This window comes from Marinibacterium profundimaris (assembly GCF_002210095.1).
Classification (GTDB): domain Bacteria; phylum Pseudomonadota; class Alphaproteobacteria; order Rhodobacterales; family Rhodobacteraceae; genus Marinibacterium; species Marinibacterium profundimaris.
This window is the reverse complement of sequence record NZ_AQQR01000007.1, coordinates 182,371-207,308: the sequence shown is the minus strand read 5'-3', so window position 1 is coordinate 207,308 and position 24,938 is coordinate 182,371. Positions and strand designations below refer to the sequence as shown.

The 24,938-nt window shown below is 67.2% G+C and carries 23 protein-coding genes; 7 read left to right on the top strand and 16 right to left on the bottom strand.

What is annotated here, in order from left to right; all coding sequences use genetic code 11:
- Positions 1 to 13: 13 nt before the first annotated feature.
- From ATO3_RS17400 to ATO3_RS17365, 8 genes are all read right to left on the bottom strand, one after another.
- A complete protein-coding gene (locus ATO3_RS17400) occupies positions 14 to 424 on the bottom strand; it encodes a c-type cytochrome (protein WP_088651158.1) in 411 nt (136 codons plus the stop codon).
- A 110-nt stretch (positions 425 to 534) separates the two neighbouring features.
- A complete protein-coding gene (locus ATO3_RS17395) occupies positions 535 to 1,143 on the bottom strand; it encodes a DNA-3-methyladenine glycosylase I (protein WP_088651157.1) in 609 nt (202 codons plus the stop codon).
- Between the two features lie 189 nt (positions 1,144 to 1,332).
- Entirely contained in the window at positions 1,333 to 2,838 is a 1,506-nt protein-coding gene (gene ggpS, locus ATO3_RS17390; RefSeq protein WP_088651156.1) for a glucosylglycerol-phosphate synthase, read from the bottom strand.
- Between the two features lies 1 nt (position 2,839).
- Positions 2,840 to 3,622: an HAD family hydrolase gene (locus tag ATO3_RS17385; protein ID WP_088651155.1), complete on the bottom strand. Its 783-nt coding sequence runs from the start codon at positions 3,620 to 3,622 to the stop codon at positions 2,840 to 2,842.
- 4 nt (positions 3,623 to 3,626) lie between these two features.
- Positions 3,627 to 4,691: an NAD(P)H-dependent glycerol-3-phosphate dehydrogenase gene (locus tag ATO3_RS17380; protein WP_088651154.1), complete on the bottom strand. Its 1,065-nt coding sequence runs from the start codon at positions 4,689 to 4,691 to the stop codon at positions 3,627 to 3,629.
- 406 nt (positions 4,692 to 5,097) lie between these two features.
- On the bottom strand, positions 5,098 to 6,156 hold the full coding sequence (locus ATO3_RS17375) for an ABC transporter substrate-binding protein (protein ID WP_198963294.1): 1,059 nt from the start codon (positions 6,154 to 6,156) through the stop codon (positions 5,098 to 5,100).
- Positions 6,126 to 7,493: a sensor histidine kinase gene (locus ATO3_RS17370; protein WP_088651153.1), complete on the bottom strand. Its 1,368-nt coding sequence runs from the start codon at positions 7,491 to 7,493 to the stop codon at positions 6,126 to 6,128. Before ATO3_RS17370 ends, ATO3_RS17375 begins: the two co-directional genes overlap by 31 nt.
- On the bottom strand, positions 7,490 to 8,155 hold the full coding sequence (locus tag ATO3_RS17365) for a response regulator transcription factor (protein ID WP_088651152.1): 666 nt from the start codon (positions 8,153 to 8,155) through the stop codon (positions 7,490 to 7,492). The genes ATO3_RS17370 and ATO3_RS17365 overlap by 4 nt, the downstream gene beginning before the upstream one ends.
- Positions 8,156 to 8,253: 98 nt before the next feature.
- Between ATO3_RS17365 and ATO3_RS17360 the strand changes: the two genes are divergently transcribed.
- From ATO3_RS17360 to ATO3_RS17330, 7 genes are all read left to right on the top strand, one after another.
- The gene (locus ATO3_RS17360) at positions 8,254 to 9,237 is read left to right on the top strand and encodes a Bug family tripartite tricarboxylate transporter substrate binding protein (protein WP_088651151.1); all 984 of its coding nucleotides are present in this window, start codon (positions 8,254 to 8,256) and stop codon (positions 9,235 to 9,237) included.
- Between the two features lie 136 nt (positions 9,238 to 9,373).
- Positions 9,374 to 9,856 (top strand): tripartite tricarboxylate transporter TctB family protein, encoded by a 483-nt coding sequence (locus ATO3_RS17355; protein ID WP_088651150.1) that lies wholly within the window; start codon positions 9,374 to 9,376, stop codon positions 9,854 to 9,856.
- Between the two features lie 10 nt (positions 9,857 to 9,866).
- Positions 9,867 to 11,381 carry a tripartite tricarboxylate transporter permease gene (locus tag ATO3_RS17350; RefSeq protein ID WP_088651149.1) on the top strand — a complete coding sequence of 505 codons (1,515 nt, stop codon included), beginning with the start codon at positions 9,867 to 9,869 and terminating at the stop codon, positions 11,379 to 11,381.
- Positions 11,371 to 12,600, top strand: coding sequence for a CaiB/BaiF CoA transferase family protein (locus ATO3_RS17345; RefSeq protein ID WP_088651148.1), 1,230 nt, complete (start codon positions 11,371 to 11,373; stop codon positions 12,598 to 12,600). The genes ATO3_RS17350 and ATO3_RS17345 overlap by 11 nt, the downstream gene beginning before the upstream one ends.
- Positions 12,597 to 13,373 carry a citryl-CoA lyase gene (locus tag ATO3_RS17340; protein WP_088651147.1) on the top strand — a complete coding sequence of 259 codons (777 nt, stop codon included), beginning with the start codon at positions 12,597 to 12,599 and terminating at the stop codon, positions 13,371 to 13,373. The genes ATO3_RS17345 and ATO3_RS17340 overlap by 4 nt, the downstream gene beginning before the upstream one ends.
- A 166-nt stretch (positions 13,374 to 13,539) precedes the next feature.
- Positions 13,540 to 14,325 carry a metallophosphoesterase gene (locus tag ATO3_RS17335; RefSeq protein WP_088651146.1) on the top strand — a complete coding sequence of 262 codons (786 nt, stop codon included), beginning with the start codon at positions 13,540 to 13,542 and terminating at the stop codon, positions 14,323 to 14,325.
- Between the two features lie 155 nt (positions 14,326 to 14,480).
- A complete protein-coding gene (locus ATO3_RS17330) occupies positions 14,481 to 15,512 on the top strand; it encodes a histone deacetylase family protein (RefSeq protein ID WP_088651145.1) in 1,032 nt (343 codons plus the stop codon).
- Between the two features lie 70 nt (positions 15,513 to 15,582).
- Here the strand turns inward: ATO3_RS17330 and ATO3_RS17325 are convergent, their stop codons facing one another.
- From ATO3_RS17325 to ATO3_RS17290, 8 genes are all read right to left on the bottom strand, one after another.
- The gene (locus ATO3_RS17325) at positions 15,583 to 16,455 is read right to left on the bottom strand and encodes an isocitrate lyase/PEP mutase family protein (protein WP_088651144.1); all 873 of its coding nucleotides are present in this window, start codon (positions 16,453 to 16,455) and stop codon (positions 15,583 to 15,585) included.
- A gap of 5 nt (positions 16,456 to 16,460) precedes the next feature.
- Entirely contained in the window at positions 16,461 to 17,735 is a 1,275-nt protein-coding gene (locus tag ATO3_RS17320) for a TRAP transporter large permease (RefSeq protein ID WP_088651143.1), read from the bottom strand.
- A complete protein-coding gene (locus tag ATO3_RS17315) occupies positions 17,732 to 18,229 on the bottom strand; it encodes a TRAP transporter small permease (protein ID WP_088651142.1) in 498 nt (165 codons plus the stop codon). The genes ATO3_RS17320 and ATO3_RS17315 overlap by 4 nt, the downstream gene beginning before the upstream one ends.
- A gap of 101 nt (positions 18,230 to 18,330) precedes the next feature.
- The gene (locus tag ATO3_RS17310; protein ID WP_088651141.1) at positions 18,331 to 19,308 is read right to left on the bottom strand and encodes a TRAP transporter substrate-binding protein; all 978 of its coding nucleotides are present in this window, start codon (positions 19,306 to 19,308) and stop codon (positions 18,331 to 18,333) included.
- Positions 19,309 to 19,515: 207 nt separating this feature from the next.
- Entirely contained in the window at positions 19,516 to 21,072 is a 1,557-nt protein-coding gene (locus ATO3_RS17305; protein ID WP_088651140.1) for an ABC transporter substrate-binding protein, read from the bottom strand.
- Between the two features lie 117 nt (positions 21,073 to 21,189).
- Positions 21,190 to 22,266 (bottom strand): DUF917 domain-containing protein, encoded by a 1,077-nt coding sequence (locus ATO3_RS17300; RefSeq protein ID WP_088651139.1) that lies wholly within the window; start codon positions 22,264 to 22,266, stop codon positions 21,190 to 21,192.
- A 3-nt stretch (positions 22,267 to 22,269) separates the two neighbouring features.
- Positions 22,270 to 23,394: a DUF917 domain-containing protein gene (locus tag ATO3_RS17295; RefSeq protein ID WP_088651138.1), complete on the bottom strand. Its 1,125-nt coding sequence runs from the start codon at positions 23,392 to 23,394 to the stop codon at positions 22,270 to 22,272.
- Positions 23,387 to 24,937: a hydantoinase/oxoprolinase N-terminal domain-containing protein gene (locus tag ATO3_RS17290; RefSeq protein WP_088651137.1), complete on the bottom strand. Its 1,551-nt coding sequence runs from the start codon at positions 24,935 to 24,937 to the stop codon at positions 23,387 to 23,389. Before ATO3_RS17290 ends, ATO3_RS17295 begins: the two co-directional genes overlap by 8 nt.
- Position 24,938: the final 1 nt, after the last annotated feature.

Here is a 24,938-nt window from a genome sequence, read left to right as displayed (position 1 = left end):
CAGGACCGTCGCCTCAGGGCGTCGTCTGCAGCGTTTCGAGATATTCGGCAAGCGCGATCAGCGCCGACGGGGTGGGCGTGGAGATGCCGTCGCCGCTGTCGTAAAGGACGGTCGGGCTCTCTTCGAGCAGGGCGCCGAAGTCGGGCATGACGAGGTTGCCGTGCTGGGCGCGGGTGAACCCGTCGATGGTCGACATCACCTCGGCCATCGGAAAGGTGCCGCCGTTGCGGGCCGAGATCGTGGTCAGGTCGGCGACAGGCACGGGCAGATCCGCCGTCAGCGGCCCGTCGCCCGTGCCCGACAGGCCGTGGCAGCCGACGCACAGCTCGGCATAAAGCAGCGCGCCCTGGGGCTCGGAGGGCTGGGTGCAGGCCGCGGCAAGGGCGAGGCCGGCGCAGAGACCGGAAATCGTGAGGGCTTTCATGGTGCTGTCGTGCTGTCCTGATGGTGGTCGGCTGCAGTCTGTCGCGCCGCGGCGGCGGGTGCAACCACTGAGAGGCGATTGCCGGGCGCAGCCCCCGGGGGTCGGGCCGCTCAGGCCGGCGGGGTGAAGGCGGCGCGGGCGGCGGCGGCCTTCGGGCGCATGGCGCAGCTCGTGGCGTGATCGTTGACCAGCCCCATGGCCTGCATGAAGGCATAGGCCGTGGTCGGCCCGACAAAGCGCCAGCCGCGTTTCTTCAGGTCCTTCGACAGGGCGATAGAGGCCGCAGACGTGGTGACCGTCTGCGGCTCCGGCAGGGTGGCGGGATCGGGTTCGAACCGCCAGACATAGGCGCCGAGCGAGCCTTCGGCGTCGACCAGCTCGCAGCAGCGGGCCGCATTGTTGATCACCGCGGTGATCTTGCCCCGGTGGCGGACGATGCCCGCATCCGACAGCAGGCGGGCGACATCGCTGTCGTCGTATCGCGCGATCTTGCGGAAATCGAACCCGTCGAAGGCGGCGCGGAAATTCTCGCGCTTGTCGAGGATGGTGCGCCAGGACAGGCCGGACTGGAAGCCTTCGAGGCAGAATTTCTCGAACAGGCGGATGTCGTCTCCGACGGGATAGCCCCATTCGCTGTCGTGATAGGCGAAGAAATCCGGCGCGGCGGCGCACCAGCCGCAGCGGGGGAGGCCGTCGGGGCCGGGGACGGTGTCGGGCATGTGGGGCTCCTGCTTGGGTCGGCAGGATAGGGCCGGCACGGGGCGGGGTGCAACAGGCGCGGTGCCCGGGAGCCCATGTGCCTCCGGCGCCGCGAGGGGCGGCGCCGGGACGGATCGGGATGCCCTAGAAAGCGTGCCTGCAGTGGGTGCCGGGGCGGCGGCGCCCCGGCATGGTTCGGCCGGACCGGATCAGGCCGGTTCGGGGTCGCTGTGCCAGACGTCGACGCCCTTCATGGCCGACATCTGCTCTTCGGCCCAGTTGCGGACGTCGTGCTTGGCGACGATCTCGCGCAGGGCCTTCATGCGGCCGCGGCGGTCGTCTTCCTGCATCTCCAGCGCCTGGGCGATGGCGCTGTCCATGGAGCGGTGCGAGAACGGGTTGGTCAGCACGGCCGAGCCCATCTCGACCGCCGCGCCGGCGAATTCCGAGAGCACCAGCACGCCGTCGCCATCGGTGCGGGCGGCGCAGAATTCCTTGGCCACCAGGTTCATGCCGTCGGCCAGCGGGGTGATCCAGGCGACATCGCAGGCCCGGTAATAGGCGACCAGGTCCTGGAACGGCACGGCGCGCGACACCAGTGTCACCGGCTGCCAGTCGAGCGAGCCGAAGCGGCCGTTGATCCGGCCGGTGGTCGCCTCCAGGTTTTCCTGGATCTCTTCGTAGACGGTCATGTTGCGGTTCGCGGGCACCGAGACATGCATCAGCTGCACCTTGCCGCGCAGGTCGGGGCGGTTGTCGAGCATGCGCTCGAAGGTCTCAAGCTGTTCGATGCCGCCCTTGGTGTAATCGGTGCGCCCGACGGACAGCGCGAGCTTGGCATCGCCCAGCCCTTCGCGGATCTCGGCGGTGCGTTTTTCGGTTTCGGGCGTGGCGGCGATGCGTTCGATGTAATCGACATCGACCCCCACGGGCGAGGCCTGAAGCGCGACCTTGCGGCCTTCGAAGCTGATCTCGGTGGGCACGGATTGCTCGGAGAGCGCGGTGGCCTGCGAGAGCATCTCGGGCTTCACCTTCACCCGCTCGGTCACGTCGACCTCAAGCAGCGAGCGCGCGGCCGAGACGAAGTTGTTCACGTAGCGCGGGATGTGAAAGCCCACCACGTCGGCGGCCAGCAGGGATTGCAGGATTTCCAGCCGCCAGGGCAGCACGTTGAAGATGTCGGCCCCCGGGAAGGGCGTGTGGTGGAAGAACGAGATCTTCACGTCGGGGCGCAGCTGGCGCAGGTAGCCGGGCACGAGCCACAGGTTGTAATCGTGGATCCAGACCACGGCGCCCTCGGCGGCCTCGGCGGCGGCGGCCTCGGCGAAGGCCCAGTTCACCTCGCGGAAGGTGGGCCAGTCGACGGGGTCGTAGTTGTAGCGTTCCTTGAAGCCGTGAAGGATCGGCCAGAAGGCCTCCTTGGACGACACGTGATAGAAGGACGAGACCTGCTCCTTCGTCAGGGGCAGGCGCGAGACGGAATATTTGCCGAATGTGTCCTCGATCTCCACCACCCGTTCGAAATCGGGGTTGGAGGGATCCTCGGCCTCTTTCCAGGCAACCCAGGCGCCGCTTTCGAAGCGGCCGAAGAAGGATTTCAGCGTCGGCACGATGCCGTTGGGCGACTTGTTTTCCTTGTAGGTGATCTTGCCGTTCTCGATCACCTCTTCGTAGGGCTGGCGATGGTAGACGATGACGAGGTTTGAGGAACTCATGTCAGCTGCCTTTCGGGATGTCGTGAAGGGAATGGGCGTCGATCGCTTCCAGGATGCCGGCGGCGCCGTGGGCGCGGGCCTTGTGGACATGGTCCAGCTGACGCACCTGGGCAAGAAGCGCCTCTTCGGAATTGCCGACGGCCACCGCAGGCAGGCCGCATTGCAGCATCGACAGGTCGTTGAGCGTGTCGCCCGCGACCAGCACGCGATCCTCGGGGATGTCGAGATGCGCGACAAGGCGGCGGATCGACGGCCCCTTGGAGACGCCGCGGGGCAGGACATCGAAATAGCGGTTGTCGGAGATCAGCCAGTCGAGCCCCAGCGCCTCGATTTTCTGGCAGGCGGTGTCGTCGAAGCTGTCCGGGGACAGGTCATAGCTGACGCGATAGCGGAAACCGGTGGGCTGAAGCGCCAGGCCGGGATGGTCTTCTAGCACGTCGCGGACCACGGCGCCGCTGTCGTTCCAGCGCTCGGCGATGTCCTCTTCAAGCGCGGGGATCGGTTCGATGCCGCCGGTGTCGGTGACATGGGCGATGGTGGTGCCGACGTCGCCCACGACATATTCGGGCCAGGGCAGGCCCCGCTCGCGGCACATTTCCATGATGAATTCCGGGTCGCGCCCGGTGACAAAGATCAGGCCCACGGTAAAGCGGTTCGCCTCGATCCAGTCGTAGAGAACCTTGCGCGCCTCGTCGGTGCCGCCAAGGAAGGTGCCATCGAGGTCGGTGGCAAGGGTGAAACGGCGATCCGAGAGGCTCGGCCGCGCGGATTGGACAATATTCATCGGCTCAGTTTCCGAATTGCAGCGTGACGGATTGTTCGGGATGCGCGAAGGACAGGTCGAGCGCGCGCGGCTCGGATTCGATCGGGCGGGCCCAGAGCGCGTTGAAGCTTGCGCCCAGGTCGGCGCCTTCGTGCAGCACGGCATGGACAGTTTCGCAGATCGGCATCGACACCCCGATGCGGCGCGCGAGATCGGTGACCGAGACGGCGTTGACCTCGCCCTCGACCACGACATTGCGGCCCTCGAAACATTGCGCGCGGGTCAGCCCCTGCCCCAGCTGGAAGCCCAGCGACATGTTCCGCGAGGTGGTCGAGGAACAGGTCAGGGTCAGGTCGCCGGCGCCGGAGAGGCCCGTGACGGTTTCGCGCCGCCCGCCGAGCGCCTCGGCCAGCAGTTTCATTTCGTCGGTGCCGCGGGTGATCAGCGCCGCGCGGGTGTTTTCCGCGAAGCCGGCGCCCGAGAGCATGCCGCAGGCGATGGCGATGACGTTCTTGACGGCGCCGCCGACCTCGACCCCGATGAGGTCGTCGGAGATATAGGGGCGGAACCCGCTGCCCGAGAGCGACATGGCCATCCGCGCGGCCGGCGAGGCGGCCGGGTCCAGGCGATCCTGGTAGCGCCATTCAAAGGCGACGGTGGCGGCGGTGGGGTGATCCAGCGCGGTTTCGCGGGCAAAGGTCGGACCCGAGATCGCGCCGACCGGATGGCCCGGCAGTTCCTCGCTTACCACTTCGGAGAGCAGCAGGCCGGTGCCGCGCTCGATCCCCTTGCAGCAGAGCGCGATCGGCACGCCCTGGGCCAGGTGCGGCTTCATCGCCTGGCACATGTCGCGCAGCGAGGACGATGGCGTCACCAGCAGCACGGCCTCGGCGGCCATGAGCGCGTCGCCCAGATCCCCGGTGGCGGTCAGGCCCTGCGGCAGGTCGATGTCGGGAAGGTAATCGGCATTCTGCCGGCGGTCGTTGATCTGGTGCACGAGCGCGTCGCGCCGGGCCCAGATCTTGGTCGCGTGTCCGTTGCGGGCAAGCACGGTACCCAGGGCCGTACCCCAGGAGCCGGCGCCCAGCACGGCGAGATTGCGATAGGGAGCATGTGAGATATTGGGGGTTCCGTCTTTGATCGGTCCAACCTCGGTCTGTACGTGTTTCTGTCAGGCGGGGTCAGCCGCCGGGTGAAATGCGAAATCCTGGCGGCGTCGATCAGCTGTCGATCGAACCGGCACAGGGCCAACGCGCGCGCGATGGATCTGGTTCCCGCTGCAGTGCAACATTTCTTCGCAAGCGCGGCATTTCGCTGGTGTGAACATAATCGGTAGGGGCAATGACACAACCGTGAGAGGGCGGATTGCGGCGTTCTGGCCCGGTCTTCGGGGGAATTTGATCAAAAAATGGGTGGTAGAGGTGGCGCTAACAGCTGCACGCGCTGCCGCGACTTGGCGCGATCGAACCGCCGGGCGTAGCGCCAAGGCCCCTGCCCTAATCCTGCAGGATCGCGTCTTCCCAGGCCTGCAGGAACCGTCGCCGCTTGAACTCGTCCAGATAGACCAGCAGTTCCGGCCCCAGCCGGATCCGGCGAAACCGGTCGCGGTTGGTCAGGAAAACCGCGCTGGAGACCGACAGCGGCGATTGCGGCACATCGGCCGAGGACCAGGACGAGGTCAGCAGGAAATCCACGAACCGCCCCGCCAGCCCCGGATCCGGCGCGTTCTGCGGCACCAGCGCGGTGCGCAGCATCACGGTCGAGAAATCCTCGGGCAGGACGATCGCCACCTTGGTCAGGTCGGCCCGCGACAGCGCGTAGCTGGCCAGCACGTTGTAGGCGATCGCCAGATCGCCGCTGGCCACGTCGTCGATCATCTCGGACGAACAGCAATAAAGCCGGGTGCCCAGCGCGCCCATCACCTCGGTCAGGCGCCAGTAGACCTCGGATGTGCGGGCGTCCTGCGTGGCGAACAGATAACCGAGGCCTGAGCTGCGCAGGTCGTAGGTGCCGACCCGGTCCCGGAACAGCTCGGGCGCGTCGCGCATCGCCGAGATCAGCGCCTGCCGGGTTTCGGGCAGAGGCCGGCCCGCGAAGGCCGCGCGCGAGAGCACGATGGCGGCGGGTTCCTGGGTGAAGGCGAAGAGATCGTCGCGCCAGCGCGCCCAGTCGGGCAGCGCCAGGGTCGCGGTGGAGCGGTGCGGCCGGGCGAAGCCGTCGTTGGCGAGCTTGGTCTGCAGGTCCATGGCCGAGGAGATCACCACGTCGAAGGGCACCCGTTCCTCGGCAATGGCGGTCATGATCTCGGCCGAACTGGCGACGGTGTAGTCGACCGACACCTCGGGGTACCCGGCGCGAAACGCCTCGATCACCGGGCCGAAGACATCGACATCGGCAACGGAGAGCACGCGCAGCATGCGGACGGCGTCGGGGTCGCCAAAGATCGCGTGGCCCTCGATTTCGAAGGCGGCGGACGGGCGGGCCGGCAGGGCGAGCACCGCCAGGAGCAGCAACAGGGCGCGGATCAAAGGGCGGGGAAGCAGAGCGTGACGCATGCGCCGGGTCCTTCTTCGTTGTTGCCGGCCAGCAGGTGGCCGCCATGGGCGCGGACGACCTCCTCGGCGATGGTCAGGCCCAGGCCCGAGCCGACAACGCCTTCGACATTGGTGCCCCGTTCGAACCGCCCGGTGAGCGGCGCGGCGCCCCCCTCGGGGAAGCCGATGCCGCGGTCGCGGACCTGCAGCCGGGCCATGGCGCCGTCGTGGTCCAGCGTCAGGGTCACGTCGCTTTCCGGCTGGGAGTACTTGATCGCGTTGTCCAGCACGTTGCGCAGCGCGCTTTGCACGAGGATGCGGTCGCCCTCGATCCGGGCGGGGACGGGCGCAACCACGGCCAGGTCGATGTCGCGCAGCTCGGCCATGGGGCGCAGGCGCTCGACCGTTTCCTCGGCCAGCTGGCCCAGGTCGATCTCTTCGGGTTCCAGGTGATCGGTGCGGAAGGTGACCATGGCGTGGTCCAGCAGCTGCCCGGCCGCGCGCGAGCTTTCGTCGATGGCGCGGATCATCTCGCGGACCGAGGCGCGGTTTTCCTCCTTCTCGACGCGGCGGAGCGTGATCTCGGCCTGGGTGCGGACGGTGGCCAGCGGCGTGCGGACGTGATGCGCGGCCTCGGCGATGAATTCCTCGGACCGCTGAAGCGAGACCTTGAGACGGTCCATGAAGGTGTTGATGGCGCCCACCAGCGGCGCCATCTCGGCCGGGACCGGTGCGGTGACGGGGCGCAGGTCCTGCGGGCCGCGGCGGTCGACGCTTTGCGTCAGGCGCAGGATCGGCCCGATCGAGGTGCGCGCCGCGAGCCCGGCCAGCACGGCGACACAGAGGAACAGGCCCGTGCCCAGCGTGGCGGCCATGGCGATGATCTGTTCGAAGATGCGGGATTGCCCGTCGCGGGTCTGGGCCAGGGTCACGGTGACCGGCAGCGCCCCCTGCTCCAGTGCCAGCCGCCGGGTGGCGGTGATCATGCGCATCGGCTCGCCCCGGTGAACGCCGGTGGCGAAGCGGGTGCCGGCGCCGGCCAGCGGGGCAAGGTCGTCATAGCCGGTGACCAGCCCCGACGGCGCGTGGATGGCGTAGAAGACGCGCTCGCCCTGAAGGCTGGAGAGCATGGAGAAGGCGGCATAGGGCAGATCCACCTGCAGCTCGCCCTCCTGCATGGCCACGGTGTCCAGCATGGCCGAGGCGGCGGCGGCGAGGATGTTGTCCTGGCTTTCCTGCGCCAGGTTGCGCGCGAGGCTTTGCACGATCAGGAACAGCACCACCGCCAGCACCGCCGCCCCGCCCAGCAGCTGCAGCATCAGCCGGCGCCGGATGGATCCCCGCGCAGGCGCGCTCATGTCACCGTCAGCCGGTATCCCAGGCCGCGCACCGTGACAATCCGCGCCCGGCTGCCGTCGAGATGGCGGCGCAGGCGGCCGACATAGACCTCGATCGCGTTCTCGGACGCCTCTTCGTCATAGGAAAACAGCCGGTCCAGCAGCTTTGCCTTGGAAAAGATCTGGTCCGGCGACGAGGCGAAGACCTCGAACAGGCGCAGCTCGCGGTTGCGGAGCCGAATCGCCTCGTCACCGATTCGAAGGGTGCCCGAAAGCGAATCGAATTCGACGTCGCCGAGCTGCTTGAGATTGCTTGCGGCCCCGCCCCGGCGGCGCAGCACGGCCCGGCAGCGGGCCTCGAGCTCGGAAAAATCGAAGGGTTTGGTGATGTAATCGTCCGCCCCGAGATCGAGGATCGTGACCCGGTCCGACACCTCGGAGCGGGCCGTGGTGACGATGACGGGGGTCTGTGCCAGGCTTTCGCGGTGGGACCGCAGGAAGCTGCGACCGTCGCCGTCGGGCAGCATTATATCCAGCAAAATCAAGTCGTATTCGGTGGTCGCGACAAAGTCCTGCGCCTCGGCCAGATCGCCGGCGTGGTCGACCACGTGACCGTCGAGCGACAGCCGGTCCACCGCCGCGCGGGCGAGGTTGTCGTTGTCTTCGATCAGCAGGAAGCGCATCGCATGGCCCGGTCCGGTGTCAGGTTTGTGTCAGCTTGGTCGGTATCTCTGCCTCCATTGAGCGGCGAAGTCTGCCGCTGTCAACTTGGAGGAGACACATGCAGAAATTCAACCTGGGCCGTCGCACCGTGCTTGCAGCGGCCGCGGCCGCGCTGTCGTTCGGCGCACCCGCCATGGCGCAAGAGCAGGTCGTGGACAGCATCCATTTCATCGTTCCCGGCGGCGCCGGCGGCGGCTGGGACGGCACGGCCCGTGGCACCGGCGAGGCGCTGACCAAGTCGGGGATCGTGGGCACCGCGTCCTACGAGAACATGTCCGGCGGCGGCGGCGGCAAGGCGATCGGCTACATGATCGAGAACGCGCCGAGCCTGGACAACGTGATGATGGTGAATTCCACACCGATCATCATCCGGTCGCTGACCGGTGTGTTCCCGCAAAGCTTCCGCGACCTGACACTGGTGGCCGGCACGATCGGCGACTATGCCGCGCTGGTGGTGGCCGCCGACAGCCCGATCAACTCGATGGACGACCTGATGGCCGCCTTCGACGAGGATCCCAACGCCACCGCGATCGGCGGCGGGTCGGTCCCCGGCGGCATGGACCATCTGGTCGCCGCGATGGTGATGGAAGCGGCCGGAAAGGACCCGCTGGACGTCAAGTACATCCCCTATGACGCGGGCGGCAAGGCCATGGCGGCGCTGCTGTCGGGCGAGATCCAGGCCCTGTCGACCGGCTTCTCCGAAGCCATCGCCCTGGCCGATGCCGGCGAGGTCAAGATCCTCGGCGTGACCGCGGACGAGCGCGTGCCGACCTACCCCGACGCGCCGACCATGGCCGAACAGGGCATCGACACCACCTTCGTCAACTGGCGCGGCTTCTTCGCGGCGCCGGGCCTGGACGAGGCCAAGGTCGAAGCCTTCCGCGAGGCGCTGGCCGCGATGTACGACACCCCCGAGTGGGAAGAGGTCCGGGCGCGCAACGGCTGGGTCAACATCCACAACTCGGGCGACGATTTCAAAGCCTTCCTGGAAAAGCAGGAACAGGAAATCGGCGACCTGATGAAGAAGCTCGGCTTCCTGTAAGCCCCCACAGAACGGCGCGCGCGGGACAGGTGTTCCGCGCGCGCTCCGTTCCGGAAACTGCGGAAATTCCGATCGGTGTCCGTCGCAGAAAACGGACATCTGCGTCAACGAAACGCGAAGACCCCCGGAGGAGACAATGGCTCTCGATCGCTGGATCGCCCTGATCATACTGGGCATCGCGCTGGCCTATGGCTACGCGGCCTTTTTCACCATGGACCAGTCGCTGCCGCCATTCATGCAGCGCAACCCGATCTGGCCCTCGACCTTTCCCAAGGTGCTGGCCGTGCTGGCCATAGTCACCTCGCTGGTCATCCTGCTGGGTCTGGAAAAGCCCGACGAGGAACCCAAGACCGCGGATATCGATTACCGCCGTCTGACCGATTACCACCTGGGCCAGGCGCTGCTGCTGCTGGGTCTGATGGTGGCCTATGCGCTGCTGCTGCGCCCCGCCGGCTTTCTGCTGGCGACGGGCGGCTTCATCACGCTTGGCGCCTTCTTCCTGGGAGAGCGCAAGTTCCACATCCTTCTGCCCGTGGCCGCCCTGGTCTCCGGCCTGGTCTGGTACCTGGTCGAGGGCGTCCTGGGCATCTACCTGAGCCCGCTGCCCGCGTTCCTGTGAGGAGATAGAGATGCTTGAAGGATTGCTCATCGGCCTCTCGGCCGCGTTCTCGTTCACCAATATCGCGATGGTCATTGCCGGGTGCCTGATCGGCACCTTCATCGGCATGCTGCCGGGCCTCGGCCCGATGTCGATCATCGCCATCATGATCCCCGTCGCCATCACCATCGGCGACCCCTCGGCCGCGCTGATCCTGCTGGCCGGCGTCTATTACGGCGCGATCTTCGGGGGGTCGACCTCGTCGATCCTGCTGAACGCGCCGGGGGTCGCCGGCACGGTGGCCACCTCGTTCGACGGCTATCCGATGGCGCGCAAGGGCATGGCCGGCAAGGCGCTGACCATCGCCGCGATCTCGTCCTTCTGCGGCGGCACGATCGGGGCCGTCCTGCTGATGATCTTCGCGCCGATGCTGTCGTCGGTCGCGCTGCTGTTCCATTCGGCCGAGTATTTTGCGCTGATGGTGGTTGGCCTGTCGGCCATCGCCGCATTCGCCGGGACCGGCAACGTGGCCAAGGCCGTGATGATGACCCTGCTGGGCCTGATCATGGCCACGGTGGGCGAAGGCGCGCTGTTCAACATGCCGCGCTTCACCATGGGCATCATGGACCTGCAGACCGGCTTCAACTTCATCACCCTGGCCATGGCGATGTTCGCCCTGCCCGAGGCGATCTTCCTGGTGCTGAACCCGGCGCGGTCGGCGCAGGGCGAGAGCGGCAAGATTTCGGGCCTGCGCATCGACCGGTCCGAGGCGCGCAGCATCGCGCCGGTGATCGGGCGCCAGTCGATCCAGGGCTTTTTCATCGGCGTGCTGCCGGGGGCGGGCGCGACCATCGCGTCCTTCCTGGGCTACGCGGTGGAACGCAACCTGGCCAGCAAGGACGAGCAGAAGGAGTTCGGCCACGGCTCGATCAAGGGCCTGGCCGCCCCGGAAAGCGCCAACAACGCGGCCTGCACCGGGTCCTTCGTGCCGCTTCTGACGCTGGGCATTCCCGGATCGGGCACCACGGCGATCCTGCTGGGCGCGCTGATCGCGCTGAACGTGACGCCGGGGCCGCGGCTGATGGTGGACGAGCCGCAGATCTTCTGGGCGGTCATCATCTCGATGTATATCGGCAACCTGGTGCTTCTGGTGCTGAACCTGCCGCTGATCCCCTACATCGCGAAGGTGCTGGCGATCCCGCGCAACTACCTGATCCCCTTCATCCTGTTCTTCACGCTGATGGGAAGCTACATCGGCCAGAACAACCCGACCGAGCTGCTGTTCCTTGTCGGCATGGGCATCGCGGCCACGGTGCTGCGCTTCGCGGATTACCCGCTGGCGCCGCTGCTGATCGGCTTCATTCTGGGCCGGATGCTGGAAGACAACTTTGCCCGGTCCATGCAGCTTTACGACGGCGTGAGCTTTATCCTGGAGCGGCCGATGACCCTGGGCCTGCTGGTGATCGCGGTGCTTCTGGTGGTGGTGCCAAGCTATCGCGCCCGCCGCGCCCGGGCCCGGCAGGAGGGGATTGCCGATGGCGACTGAGACGACCGACACCGGTGGCGGTGGGGTAAAACCCCACCCTACATCTGCCGGCCCGCTTTCAGGGGTCCGGATCCTGGATCTGACCAACGTGCTGGCGGGGCCCTATTGCTGCTATCAGCTGGGGCTCATGGGCGCCGAGGTGATCAAGGTGGAGCGCCCCGGCTCGGGTGACCTGGCCCGTCAGCTGGGCGCCGATCCGGAGCGCAACCGCGCCGGCATGGGGATCTCGTTCCTGGCGCAGAATGCCGGCAAGCGGTCCGTGACGCTGGACATGAAGGCGCCCGAGGGCAAGGCGCTGCTGAAGCGGCTGGTGAAAACCGCCCACGTGGTGGTCGAGAACTTCCGCCCCGGGGTGATGGACCGGCTGGGGCTGGGATATGCCGCGCTGAAGGCCGAGAACCCGGAAATCATCTATTGCGCGATCTCGGGCTTCGGCCAGGACGGGCCGTGGAAGGACAACCCGGCCTATGACCAGATCGTGCAGGGCATTTCCGGGGTGATGTCGATCACCGGCGACGCCGACAGCGCGCCGCTACGCGCCGGCTACCCGCTGGCCGACACGGTGGGCGGCATGACCGCCGCCTTCTCGATCGCGGCCGAGCTGAACAAGTCCCCGCGCGGCGCCTTCATCGACGTGTCGATGACCGAGGCCGTGATCTCGACCATGGGCTGGGTCGTGTCGAACTACCTGACCGGCGGCGTGCAGCCTTCGGCCAACGGCAACGAGAACATGACCTCGGCCCCGTCCGGCACCTTCGCCACCGCCGACCAGCCGATCAACATCGCCGCCAACCGCGACACCCAGTGGGAAAGCCTTGCACGGCACCTGGGCCGCGCGGATCTGCTGGAGAACCCCGATTATGCCACGCGCGAGGACCGCAAGGCGCATCGCCATGCCCTGCGCGCCGAGCTGGAGACCGTGCTGACCACGCGCCCGGCCGACGACTGGACCGCCGAGCTGAACGCGCTTGGCGTGCCGACGGGACAGGTGATGAGCGTGCCGCAGGTGCTGGAGACCGAGCAGGTCGCGGGACGTGGGCTGGTCGGAGACGTGGGCGACGGCCTGCAGGTGCTGGGCTCGCCCGTCATGGTCGACGGCGCCCGCCCTGCCCCGCATGGCCCGCCGCCCGTGCTGGGCGCGGACAACGCATCGGTCTGGACCGAGCTGGGGCTGAGCCCTGCCGAACTGGCCGCATTGAAAGACGAGGGCGTGATATGAGCGAGACAAGCGATGTTGCCGACTGGTGGCGCACATCCATCATCGAGATGGAACCGGGACGGATCGAGATCCGCGGCACCCCGATCCAGGAGCTGATCGGCACCGTCACCTTCCCCCAGATGATCTGGCTGATGGTGCGCGGCGACCTGCCGTCCGAGGCGCAGGCGCGGCTGTTCGAGGCGGCGCTGGTGGCGGCGGTGGATCACGGGCCGCAGGCGCCCTCGATCGCGACCGCGCGGATGGCGGTCACCTGCGGGCTGGGGCTGAACAATGCCATGGCCAGCGCGGTGAACCTGCTGGGCGACGTGCATGGCGGCGCGGGCGAACAGGCGGTCGAGATGTTCGCTCACGTGGACGAATACTACGGCACCGTGGCCGAGGCGCTGGATGCCTGGATCGAACAGCGGGGCAAGATCCTGCCGGGCTTCGGCCACCGCTTTCACACCCCGGTCGACCCGCGCGCGCCGCGGCTGATGGCGCTGGTGGGCGAAGCGGTCGAGGCCGGGGTCTGCGACGGACGCTATGCCGGGATCGCGGGCCAGATCGAGGCCGAGATCAGCAAGCGCAAGGGCCGCCCGATCCCGATGAACATCGACGGCGCCACGGCGGTGATCTACGCCGAACTGGGCTTTCCCGCGCCGCTCGCGCGCGGGCTCTTCTGCCTGTCGCGTTCCGTGGGGATCCTGGCGCATGCCTGGGAACAGCAGCAGCAGGGCGGCCGGAACAAGGGCCCGACGCCGCCGAAGTATCGCTGGACGTTCGATCCGGCGTGAAGACGCATCGGGGGCCGTTTCGGCGGCCCACTGCCGGCGCACCGGCAACCGCCCGCCGGGACGACGCGCGCCCGACAGCGTTAACGGAACCGCAAAGCAACCCGTGCATTGATCTTGCAGAACCCTCGGCCGGGTCACTCCCCGGCCGGAACTCCCGGGAGACTGCATGCTCAAGCTCGTCGTTCTCAGCGACCTTCACCTTCGTCCCGAAGGTGTCCTTTCTCATGGCCTCGATACGCATGACCGGCTGGTGCAGGGCATCGACTGGCTGAACCGGATGCATTCGGATGCGGATCTGTGCGTGCTGGCCGGGGACCTCGTGGATCTGGGCGAGAAGGAGGCCTATGAGCGGCTGAAACACCAGGTGGTGCGCGCCAAGGTGCCGGTTGAGATGACCATCGGCAACCATGACGATCGCGACACCTTCGTGTCGGTCTTCGGCGACAAAGTCCTGTCCGAGACGGGCCATGTCGACAAGGCGATCGACGTGAAGGGCTACCGGATCATCATCCTCGACAGCGCGATCACCGGCGAACCCGCCGGGCGGCTGGAGCCGGCGCAGCTGACATGGCTGGCCGCGCGGCTGGACGAGGCCGCGGACAAGCCGGTGATCGTGGTCATCCATCACCATGCGAACCCGCTGATGACGCGGGTCGACAAGATCATCCTGCAAAACGGCATGGCCTTCGCCCAGGTGCTGTCCCGGCACAAGGACATCCGGCAGGTGATCGCGGGGCATGTGCATTACACCTCGACCGCGATCTGGAAGGGGATCCCCTTTACCACGGTGGCGGGCGGGCATTACTCGGTCCAGGCGATGCTGGACCCGGAAAAGCCGGTGCCACGCCTGACGGGGCCCGCGCAGATGGCGGTGATCCTGGGCGGGAAGGACGGGACCACGGTGCATTTCGACGACTACATCAACGGCAACCCGGTGCTGAGCGTCGGCTGACAAGGGGCCATGCGCGGAGGTGGCAGCGGAGATGGGCGAAAGCCCCCTGCCCTCCGCTCGACCGCCATCGCGGCACACCCGTTCGCGCCCCCTTTGCACCGCTGCAAAATCCGCTAGGCTCGCCCCCAACACGAGCCCCGAACGGACACCCGGCCATGCGCATCTTCTACTCGGAAACCCACCGCCGCCACTTCCCGCAAGGAGAGCTGAACGGCGGCGAACTGGTCACCCCTTTTGAACGGCCAAGCCGCGTGGAATACGTGCTGGCCCGGCTGAAGGAGCGCGGGCTGACCGACATCAACGCCCCCGACGCGCCGGACATGGCGGCGATCCGCGCGCTGTGCGATCCGGGCTACCTGGACTTCCTGGAAACGGCCTGGGACGACTGGGTGGCCGAAGGCTTCCGGGGCGAGATCATCGCCGCCTCCTTCCCGGTGCGGCGGATGCAGATGGGCCGGCCGCCGCGCAACATCGACGGCAAGGTCGGGTATTACTGTCTCGCGGCCGAGACGGCGATCACCAACGGCACCTGGGAGGCGGCGCTGAGCTCGGCCGCCTCGGCGCAATCGGCCACCAGGGCCGTGATCGCCGGGGAAAAGGCGGCCTTCGCGCTGTGCCGGCCGCCGGGGCACCACGCCACGGCGGACATGTACGGCGGCTATTGCTTCCTCAATAACGCGGCGCTGGCGGCGGAACAGCTGCGCGCCTCGGGCGCCGGGAAGGTCGCGGTGCTCGACATCGACTTCCACCATGGCAACGGCACGCAGGATATCTTCTACGACCGGGGCGATGTCTTCTTCGCCTCGCTGCACGGCGCGCCCGAGGATGCCTTTCCCTATTTCCTGGGCTATGCCGACGAGACCGGGACCGGCGACGGTGACGGCGCCACGGCCAACTTCCCCATGGCGCCGGGCACGCCCTATTCCGAATGGAGCCAGGCGCTGGACCAGGCCATCGCCCGGATCCGCGCGCATGGGGCCGAGGCTCTTGTCGTCTCGCTGGGGGTGGATGCCTACAAGGACGATCCGATCAGCTTCTTCAAGCTGGACAGCCCGGATTTCACCGATGCCGGGCGCCGGATCGCCACGCTGGGCCTGCCGACGGTGTTCTGCATGGAAGGCGGCTATGCGATCGAGGCGGTTGGGATCAACACGGTCAACGTGCTGGAAGGATTCGAGGGGGCCTGAGCGGCCCGACGGGACGATTGGCGGGACGGCGGGCGGGGCGATGCCGAAGGCGAGCGCCCGCCCCCGGCCCCTAGCGTTTGGACGAGGCGTAGGTTTCCGAGGCCTTGTAGTACTCGTCGAAACCGATGCGCTGGCGCAGTTCCACGAAATCCATCTGCCGCGGCCGCTGGTCCTGTTTCATCGCGCGCAGGCTGGTGACCATGGCCTGCATCGCCGCCGCCATCAGCGACAGCGGATAGGCGGCGATCCCATAGCCGATCTCGTGCAATTCGGCATTGGTCAGGTCCGGCGTCTCGCCGCCTTCGACGATATTGGCCATCTTCGTCCCCGGCAGTTCGGCGCAGATGCGGGTCATCTCCTCCACGTTCTTGGGCGCTTCGACAAACAGGATATCCGCCCCCAGCCGCGCGAATTCGGCGGCCCGGGCAATCGCCTCGTCCAGCCCGTGTTCATGGCGCGCATCCGTGCGCGCGAGGATCAGGATATCGCCGCCCTGGTCGCGCAGCCGCGCGCGTTCGTCCACCGCCGCGCGGATCCGGTCGAAGGCCTCCTCGCGCGCCACCACCGCCTTGCCCGGCGTATGGCCGCAGCGTTTCGGCGCCAGCTGGTCCTCGATCATGACCGATGCACAGCCCGCCTTGGCAAAGCCCGCCACCGTCCGGCGCACGTTCATCGCGTTGCCATAGCCGGTGTCGCCGTCGCCGATCAGCGGGATGTCGATGGCATCCGCGATGTTGCGCGCCTGGTCCAGCACCTCGCCATAGCTCATCAGCCCCAGATCCGGCGCCCCGATCCGCGAGGCGGAGGCGGCGAAGCCCGACATGAAGGTCAGCGGATAGCCCTCCTGCTGGATCAGCCTGGCCGACAGTGCGTCGAAACAGCAGGGCATGGTGTGGCAGGTGTCCTGCGCCAGAAGGGCGCGGAGGGTGGCGGCAGCATTCATAGGTCTCACCATTTGAAGGGAATGTAGAGCGCGAGATCCGGCACGATGTAGAGCGCCACGACCGTCACCAACATCAGCACGAGGAACGGCCAGACCCCCCGCGCCACCTGCCCCAGCGAGGTCTTCGCAACGGACTGGATGACATAGAGGTTCAGGCCGACGGGCGGCGTGATGAGGGCGATCTCGACCATGATGACCATGTAGATGCCGAACCAGACCGGGTCAAAGCCCAACCCCATGGCCGAGGGCAGCAGCACGGGCGTCATGATCAGGATCATCGACAGCGCCTCGAAAACCAGCCCCATCAGGATCAGCACCACCGACACCGCCACGATGAAGGCCAGCGGCCCTTCGAAATTCTGCGCGATGAAGGCCGAGACATCCTGCGGGATCCGGTAGAGCGCGATGGCCTTCCCGAAGACCTTGGCGCCGGCGATGATCAGCAGGATCGCCACCGTGGTCAGCGCGCTTTCGCGGATCGCGGCCCGGAAATCGGCCCAGCTGAGCGAGCGAAGCCAGAAGGCGGTGATCGCCAGCGCGGCGGCAAAGCCCACCGCCGCGCCCTCGGTCGGTGTGAAGGCGCCGGAATAAAGCCCCACGATCACCAGCAGCGCCAGCGCCACCGAGGGCAGCGCGCGGCGCGTGGCGGCCATCCGCTCGGGCCAGGTGGCAGCCGGTGTGGGCGTATAGGCCTGCGAGAACCGGCTGAACAGCATGGCGAAGACCACGAAGAGCACGATCAGCACCGCGCCCGGGGCCAGTCCGCCGAGAAACAGCGCGATGACCGATTGTTCGGTGACGAAGCCATAGACGATCATCGGGATCGACGGCGGGATCAGGATGCCCAGCGTGCCGCCGGCGGCCAGCAGCCCATAGACAAAGCGGCGGTCGTAGCCGCGCCCGATCATCTCGGGGATGGCCACGGTGCCGATGGTGGCGGCGGTGGCCACCGAAGAGCCGGAGATTGCCGCGAAAAGCGCGCAGCTGAGGATCGTCGCCACCGCCAGCCCGCCGGGCCAGTGCCCGACCCAGGCCTGCACCGCGGCAAAGAGGTCGCGGCCCACACCGCCCTTCAGCAGCACGTTGGACATCAAGAGGAACAGCGGCACCGCCAGCAGGATGAAACCGTCCAGCGTCGACAGGATCGCCTGCGGCGCCATCAGCGGCGAAAAGCCCCCCAGCATCAGCATGCCAAGGCCCAGCCCGCCAAGCGCAAAGGCCACCGGCACGCCCAGCAGCAGAAGGCCGAACAGTGCCACCAGGATCAGGATGACGGTCATTCGTGGCTGCTCCCCAGGGTGATCGTGGTGGTGCCGCGCAGCGCCACCAGCTCGGCCACCGCCTGCAGCGACAGCAGCGCAAAGCCCACCGGCACCGACAGTTCGGCCACCCACGCAGGCAGGTCCAGCAGCGAGCCGGTGGTGCGCCCGCGCACCCAGCTTTCATGAAAGATATCCCAGCCCCAGCGCATCACGATCAGCGAGAAGCCCAGGATGAAGAGCAGCGCGAAGGCGACGCAGAGCCTCTGGATCTTGCGCGGGAACAGGCCGGTCACCGCGTTGACGGTGATGTGGTGGCGCTGCGCCAGCACCCAGCCCATGGCCAGCAGGCAGCCCCAGATCAGGCAGAGCTGGCTCAGCTCGGCGGCCCAGATCGTGGGCTTGATGAAGAAATAGCGCGCGATGACCTCGTAGGTCAGCATCGCGCCGGTCGCCGCAAGAAGCACGGCGCCGATCGCTCCGGCAAGCCGGGAGAGTCGTGTGATCACATGCATGGAATGGCCCCGTGTGTCCGCCCCGTGTGTCCGGGCCTGTGGTCCGGGCCCGGATCTGGCGTCTGTCCGGCGGGCGGCGCGCGGCCGCCCGCCGGGACGGATCAGTCGGCGACGCTGTCGAGGATCTTCTGCCCCGCATCGCCGGTCGCGGCGACGTAATTGTCATAGACCGGCTGCACCACCTCGGCCCAGGCGGCCAGATCCTCGTCCGAAAGTTCGACGATGGTCATGCCGTTCTCCTCGGCGGCGGCATAGGCCTCGGCTTCGATCTGGGACATGCGATCGCGCACGTCTTCCTGCGCCACGGCGGCGGCTTCGGAGATCTGGGTGCGGATTTCCTCGGACAGGCCGTTCCACCATTCGGTGTTCACCACCACGACGAATTCGATATCGGCATGGTTCGTCACGGTGATCGTGTCCATCACCTCCCACAGCTTGCGGGATTTCACGCCCGAGACGCCGGTCATGCCCACGTCGACGGTGCCGCGCTGGTAGGCCAGGTACTGCTCCGATCCCGAGATCAGCGTCGGCGCGCCACCGGCGGCGGTCACGAAATCGCCCAGCGTCTTGCCGAAGACGCGGACCTTCTTGCCTTCCAGGTCCTCGGGCCGCCTGATCGGATCGCCCTGCGACAGCAGGATCGCGCCGCCATAGGCCTGCCAGTAGAGGATCTGGCCGCCGGTCTCGGCCACGGCCTCCTCGATCGTCTCGCGCACGGTGTTGCCTTCGGAGACGGCGGCGCGAACCTTGTCTTCGGTGTTGAACAGGAACGGCATGTAGAAGACATCGACCACCGGCGCGTCGCCCACGTAGCGGGTCAGCGAGGCAACCCCGGCCTCGATCGCGCCCGAGCCCACGGCGGCGGGCACTTCCTTGTCCTTGTAAAGCGTGGCGCTGTCGTAGATCTCGACATCGATGGCGCCGCCTGTGCGGTCCTCGACCTCTTTCTCGAACAGCGACAGGTTCTCGCCCAGGTGGCTGGTCAGCGGCAGCTGCAGCGAGATGCGCATCTTTTCCTGGGCCGCCGACGCGCCCGCGATCAGGGCGCCGAGAGCGGCGCCGAGCAGAAGTGTTTTCATGTTGTCTCCTCCCATGTGCCCGGCCGGTCGTCTGGCGGGCCGGTGCAGATTAACGGAAGAGACCGGTCACGCAACCGTTACCCGGCTGGGAAAGCGACGGAATTTTCAAGCGCGGGGCAGCGCGCGCCCCGAAGCGGGCCTGTCCACGAACGGAAACCGCCCGGACCGAGGGGACCGGGCGGCGCGATACGGGACGGTGAGGCGAGGTTACTCGCAGGTCCAGTACATGGTGGAAAAGTCGTAATCCCAGCTCATCATCGGCTTGAAGCCGTAGCCCTGCAGGCACTCGCTCATGGCGTGGCGCTTCTGCTGGACCAGCATGTAAACGTCGGAGGCGCTTTCATGCAGCTTCGCCTGGATCTCCTTGTAGATCACGTTCTGCTCGGCCACGTCGGTGGTCGCGCGGCTTGCGTCGATCAGCCCGTCGATCTCGGGATCCTGCTGCCATTCCATCGAGGCCCAGGTGCCGGCGGAATCGGAATGGTACTGCACGTAGAACACCGAATCCGGCGAAGGGTAGGACGGGCCGTTGAAGACCTGCGTCGTGGCCGGGGTGGTCTCGGGCGCGCCGGCAAGCTCGGTGATGCGGTTCCAGGGTTCCGGTTTCAGGTCCAGCGTGATGCCGATCGCCTCGAGGTTGGCCTGCATCAGCAGGGCGATGTCCTCTTCGAACGACAGGCCCGCCACGTAGGTGTGGCTGATCGTCAGATCCTCGCCGGCGTATTTGGACTTGGCCAGCTCTTCGGCCGCCTTCTCCAGGTTGTATTCCGGCGCCGGAAGGTCTTCGTTGTAGGCATCGGCGAAGGCCGGGGCGAGCGGGCCGTTCATCGGAGCGCCGGGGTAGATCACCGACTGGATCGTGTCGTAATCGGTGGCATACTGGATCGCGCGGCGCACATGCACGTCATCGGTCGGCGCGACCTTGGTGTTCATCTTGATGTAGAAACCTGTGGCGGTGGGGATCTCCTCCACCCGGTAGCCGTCGAGCGCGCCGATGGTCTCGAAGGTTTCGTTCGCATGGGCCGAGGCCGAGAAGGCCAGTTCGCCCGAGCTGGCGAGCGCCTTGACCGTGGCCTCGTCGTTTGTGATCACAAAGCGGATCGTGTCGATCGGCGTGCCCTTGTCCCAGCCGGCGTGGTACTCGTCGTAGCGCTCCATCACCAGTTCGGACCCGCGGTTCCAGCTGGCAAGACCGTAGGGCCCGGCGCCGAAGCTGGCCTCGCCCACGGCATCCTCGGCCCATTCCTCGTCCGAGGCGGCCTTCACCGCCTCTTCGTTCAGGACCAGCAGCAGGGGCGTGGTGGTGATGAAAGGGGCGAAGACCTTGGTCAGGCCGATCTTGACGGTCCTGGCATCCACCGCCTCGATCGCCTCGGGGTCCACCAGCCCGGTGAACAGGTACGACGGCCCTTCGTTCAGCGCCAGAAGCCGCTTGACGGAATAGACCACGTCCGAGGCCTCGACCGGGGAGCCGTCCTGGAACGTCGCGCCGTCCTTCAGGGTGAAGGTGTAGGTCAGGTTGTCGTCCGAGACCTCCCAGCTGTCGGCCAGCTGCGGCACGATCGCGCCGTCAGTGTCGAGCGTGGTGAGCCCGTCGTAGAGGTTCACCGCGCCCATGTATTCCGTGTAGTCGTTGATCTTGGCCGGATCGACCGTGCCGAAGACCTGGGTGGCGTTCACGGTGATCGAAACCTGCGCCAGCGCCGGCATGGTCATCATCGTGGTGGCGGCCAGCGCCGCCAATGTGCGTTTGGTGAGTGTCATCTTTATCCCTGTTGTGTTGCCGTTGTTTTTGCCTTTGTTTCCGAATGGGACTGTGTGCCCCTCACCCGCCTCGCGGATGAAACTCGTACTCGCCCCGGGGGGGGGAAACTTGTGCCTTCACCCTCCCAGCGGGCGAAACTCGTGGTCATAGCCAAAGTACCCCGGACCGGCGAGCGCGATGCCCGCGGGGGTGCGCCATTGCGGATCCGAAGGCACGCCGGTCAGCTCGATCATCAGCCCGTAGCGCAGCTGTTCGGTCGTCACCGGCATCCCCATGTCCGCGTCCAGCGCGCAGATCAGGTCGGGGGTGGAACAGAGCACCTCTCCACCGGCGGTCTCGGCGATGAGAAACTCGTTCTGGAAGCGGACGATCATCTCTTGCCCCTGGAAGTCGTCCACGCCGCGCACCTTCACCGTACCACGGGCAAAGCCCCCGGTGGTGGCCCGTTCGACATCGACGACGCGGCCGGTGAACAGGTGTGTGCCGTTCAGGTTCTTCCGCAAGGCCGGGCCGGGATGTTCGGACTTCGCGCGCGAGGCCAGGATCGTCTGCCCGATCTCGCGGATCAGCGACATGGTGCCCCGCAGGATCGACGTCTTCATCTGCGCCCCCGACATCGGGTAGGCCGCGACCAGCGCGGCGCCTCCCATCTGCACCGTCACCGCGCGGGCGAGCCGCTCGGTCCAGGCGTTGTCGATGGTGGAAAACAGCGTCGAATTCCCCTTGTCATCGGCCAGCGCCAGCGGCGTGGCGGCGATGTCGTGCATCGTGAAGCTGACCATCTGCAGTTCGGGGAAGGCGCGGCCCATGCCGTCGCCGTCGATCAGCGGCAGGCCGGTGATGGCCGCCACGGCATAGGGAATGGTGGAATTCAGCCCCCCGGCCTCGACACAGATCAGGGCTTGCGCCTTCTGGCCGAGGAAGCGTTCCAGCTCGGCCAGGGCCTTCAGGATCTCTTCGCCCGAGGGCAGTTTTTCGACCATCACGGTGGGCGCGCCCATCATGAAGACCGGCACGCAAAGCGCGTCGTCCGCGACCTCGTCGGCGTCGATCACCTGGACCGGCCCGTGTTCGGCCAGCGCATTGCGGGCCATCAGCTTGCCGATGTAAGGGTCCCCGCCCCCGCCGGTGCCAAGAAAGGCGCCGCCAAGCGCGATCGCGTCGAGATCCTCGGCTGTTACGGTGTATCCCATGGCTCAGACCCCCTTCAGCGGCGTATAGGTGACATCGAGGCCGAAGGCCTTCGGCCCCACCACCTCCAGCGCCTGCGGCGAGCGCAGCAGGTCGTGGCAGGGCAGCGCCACGATGGCCACGCGCTGGCCATAGCGCAGCATCTCGGTGGTGATCGCCTCGCCCGTGTCCACGTCGAGCACGAGGATCAGGTCGGGCACGCAGCATTCCATCTCGCCGTCGTGGAAGAAGACGAGGTTCTCGTTCTGGATCAGGACCGAGCCGCTTTCGCCGGTGTGGGTGTCGATGCCCGACAGCTGAACCTCACCCCGGACGAAGCCGCCCTTCAGGTGGCGTTTCAGGTCGCTGATCTTGCCGGTGAACAGCTTGCGGCCCTTCTCGACCCGGCAGATTTCGGCGATCGGGTCGTCATGGGCCTTCTGCGCGCGCAGCACGGCATGGCCGAGGTTGACGGCCTGGGTATAGCTGTCGGGAATGCCGAACTGCTTGACGAAGGCGCCGCGCATTGGGGCCGAGGCAAGCGTCGAGGCCCCGCCCTGCGACACCACGCAGGCGCGCGCCATGCGTTCGTGCCAGATCTCGGAGGCGGCGTGCTGGAACAGCACCGCGTTGCCGTGCACGTCGCACATGGCCGAGGGCGTGGAGCGGTGGCCGTAGATCGAATAGGTGGTCATCTGCATTTCCGGGAAGGCACGCCCCATCCCGTCGCAATCGATCACCGGCAGGCCGGCGAAGGCCCCGACCATCAGCGGCTCCATCGAGTTCGATCCGCCGATTTCCTCGCAGGCCACGGCATCGACACGCACGCCCAGGTGTTCTTCCAGAACGCGGACACAGCGCAGGCCCTCGCGGCCCTCGCGGATCCGTTCGACACCGACCACCGGCGCGCCGATGCCGCCAAGCGAGACGCACAGCGCGTCGTCGGCGATCTTCTGGTGCGGCAGGATGGTCAGCTTGAAACCGTCGCGCATCGCCTGTTCGGCGCGCAGGCGGCCGATATAGGGATTGCCCCCGCCGCCGGTGCCCAGGATGCCCGCGCCGATTTCCAGCGCGCGCAGGTCTTCGTGGTCCAGCACCCAGAGGTCGGCCGGATCATAGGCCAGGTCCTTGACGCTTGCCGCCTCAGTCATGGGCGGCCCCCATTTCGCCCACGACCTTGACGTGGATGCGGGTGGCATTGCCCGGCAGGTAGGCCAGCGGCACGTCTTCGCGTTCGATCACCTGGATGGTGGACCTCGCCGCACCCGCGGCGACGGCGTTCTCGGTCGCTTCCTCTTGCGCCTGCGACAGGCAATCCTCGCGCGTCAGCCCGTTTTCCAGGGCAAAGACCCGGTCCACCTCGCCCGAGATCTGGGCGATGGCCGCGCCGACGGCATTGGCCACGGCAAAGTTCTCGGGGCGGATCACGTCAAGCTCGCCCAGCGTGTCGGGCATCAGGATCGAGCCGCCGCCAACGGCGATTACCGGGATCGGATCGGGCGACACGCGCGACCGTTCGACGGCGTTTTCCAGCATGTCGGTGATGGTGTTCAATGCGGCGGTGACCAGATCCGGAGACAAAGTGCCAACCCGTCCCGCATCGCCCACCGCCGCCTTGCCGCCGGCCACCGCGATATCGGTGGTGGTCAGCGTGTCGCCCCCGAAGACGAGGGCTTCTTCCGTGATGCGGTAGCCGACCGATTGGGGTCCAACCCTGGCGCCGTTCTCTGCAACGAGAGAGCCGCCGCCCAAGCCGATCGAGAAGACATCGGGCATACGGAAGTTCGTGCGCACCCCGCCCACGTCGACGACGGTCGCCGCCTGCCGCGGGAAGCCAAGGTGCAGGGCTCCCACATCCGTGGTCGTGCCACCGATGTCAACCACGATGGCTTCCTTGACGCCGGTCAGGAAGGCCGCGCCGCGCATGGAATTCGTGGGGCCAGAGGCAAAGGTCAGAACGGGGAAGCGCTTGACCGTTTCGGCGGCCATCAGAGTGCCGTCGTTCTGGGTGATGTGGAACGGGCAGGTCAGCCCGGCATCGGCCAGCGCCTTGCCGAAGGCGGTGACCGTCTTGTCGGCCAGTTCCAGCAGCGAGGCGTTCATGATCGCCGCGCTTTCCCGTTCAAGGATGCCGATGCGACCGATCTCGGTCGATTTCACCACCGGCACGCCCGGGCAATGTTCGGCAAAGATCTCGGCGGCGCGGTCTTCCATCGCGGCGTTGATCGGGCCGAAGACGCAGGTGACGGCAATCGCCTTCAGTCCGTTCTCGCGGACCTCTCCGGCGATGCGGACCAGCTCGGCCTCGTCCAGCGGGGCAATCTCGCGGCCGTCGAATTCATAGCCGCCGTGCACCAGGTACCCGTGCCGGTCGACCACGTATTTCAGGTCGTCCGGCCAGTCGACGGTGGGCGGCAGGCAGGCTGTGGCAGGCAGGCCCAGGCGCACTGCGGCGACCTGGCTGAGGTGGCGCCGTTCGATCACCGCATTGGTGAAATGGGTGGTGCCGATCATCACGTTGCCGACCTTCGCCCGGTCGATGCCGGCGGCCCCGATGGCGCCTTCAAGCGCGGCCACCACGCCGGTGGTCACATCCTCGGACGTGGGCGCCTTGATGCCCGAGAGCACCTTGTCCCCGTCCATCACAACCGCGTCGGTATTGGTGCCGCCCACGTCAATTCCAAGTCTCAGCAAC

Excerpts from the sequence above, each read along its gene's own strand:
- ATO3_RS17345 (WP_088651148.1), top strand. The coding sequence starts at position 11,371 with ATGGCGACTGAGACGACCGACACCGGTGGCGGTGGGGTAAAACCCCAC.
- ATO3_RS17365 (WP_088651152.1), bottom strand. The coding sequence starts at position 8,155 with ATGCGCTTCCTGCTGATCGAAGACAACGACAACCTCGCCCGCGCGGCG.
- ATO3_RS17325 (WP_088651144.1), bottom strand. The coding sequence starts at position 16,455 with ATGAATGCTGCCGCCACCCTCCGCGCCCTTCTGGCGCAGGACACCTGC.
- ATO3_RS17320 (WP_088651143.1), bottom strand. The coding sequence starts at position 17,735 with ATGACCGTCATCCTGATCCTGGTGGCACTGTTCGGCCTTCTGCTGCTG.
- ggpS (WP_088651156.1), bottom strand. The coding sequence starts at position 2,838 with ATGAGTTCCTCAAACCTCGTCATCGTCTACCATCGCCAGCCCTACGAA.
- ATO3_RS17335 (WP_088651146.1), top strand. The coding sequence starts at position 13,540 with ATGCTCAAGCTCGTCGTTCTCAGCGACCTTCACCTTCGTCCCGAAGGT.
- ATO3_RS17310 (WP_088651141.1), bottom strand. The coding sequence starts at position 19,308 with ATGAAAACACTTCTGCTCGGCGCCGCTCTCGGCGCCCTGATCGCGGGC.
- ATO3_RS17360 (WP_088651151.1), top strand. The coding sequence starts at position 8,254 with ATGCAGAAATTCAACCTGGGCCGTCGCACCGTGCTTGCAGCGGCCGCG.
- ATO3_RS17295 (WP_088651138.1), bottom strand. The coding sequence starts at position 23,394 with ATGACTGAGGCGGCAAGCGTCAAGGACCTGGCCTATGATCCGGCCGAC.
- ATO3_RS17340 (WP_088651147.1), top strand. The coding sequence starts at position 12,597 with ATGAGCGAGACAAGCGATGTTGCCGACTGGTGGCGCACATCCATCATC.
- ATO3_RS17330 (WP_088651145.1), top strand. The coding sequence starts at position 14,481 with ATGCGCATCTTCTACTCGGAAACCCACCGCCGCCACTTCCCGCAAGGA.
- ATO3_RS17375 (WP_198963294.1), bottom strand. The coding sequence starts at position 6,156 with ATGCGTCACGCTCTGCTTCCCCGCCCTTTGATCCGCGCCCTGTTGCTG.
- ATO3_RS17355 (WP_088651150.1), top strand. The coding sequence starts at position 9,374 with ATGGCTCTCGATCGCTGGATCGCCCTGATCATACTGGGCATCGCGCTG.
- ATO3_RS17315 (WP_088651142.1), bottom strand. The coding sequence starts at position 18,229 with ATGCATGTGATCACACGACTCTCCCGGCTTGCCGGAGCGATCGGCGCC.
- ATO3_RS17400 (WP_088651158.1), bottom strand. The coding sequence starts at position 424 with ATGAAAGCCCTCACGATTTCCGGTCTCTGCGCCGGCCTCGCCCTTGCC.
- ATO3_RS17305 (WP_088651140.1), bottom strand. The coding sequence starts at position 21,072 with ATGACACTCACCAAACGCACATTGGCGGCGCTGGCCGCCACCACGATG.
- ATO3_RS17370 (WP_088651153.1), bottom strand. The coding sequence starts at position 7,493 with ATGAGCGCGCCTGCGCGGGGATCCATCCGGCGCCGGCTGATGCTGCAG.
- ATO3_RS17300 (WP_088651139.1), bottom strand. The coding sequence starts at position 22,266 with ATGGGATACACCGTAACAGCCGAGGATCTCGACGCGATCGCGCTTGGC.
- ATO3_RS17350 (WP_088651149.1), top strand. The coding sequence starts at position 9,867 with ATGCTTGAAGGATTGCTCATCGGCCTCTCGGCCGCGTTCTCGTTCACC.
- ATO3_RS17395 (WP_088651157.1), bottom strand. The coding sequence starts at position 1,143 with ATGCCCGACACCGTCCCCGGCCCCGACGGCCTCCCCCGCTGCGGCTGG.
- ATO3_RS17385 (WP_088651155.1), bottom strand. The coding sequence starts at position 3,622 with ATGAATATTGTCCAATCCGCGCGGCCGAGCCTCTCGGATCGCCGTTTC.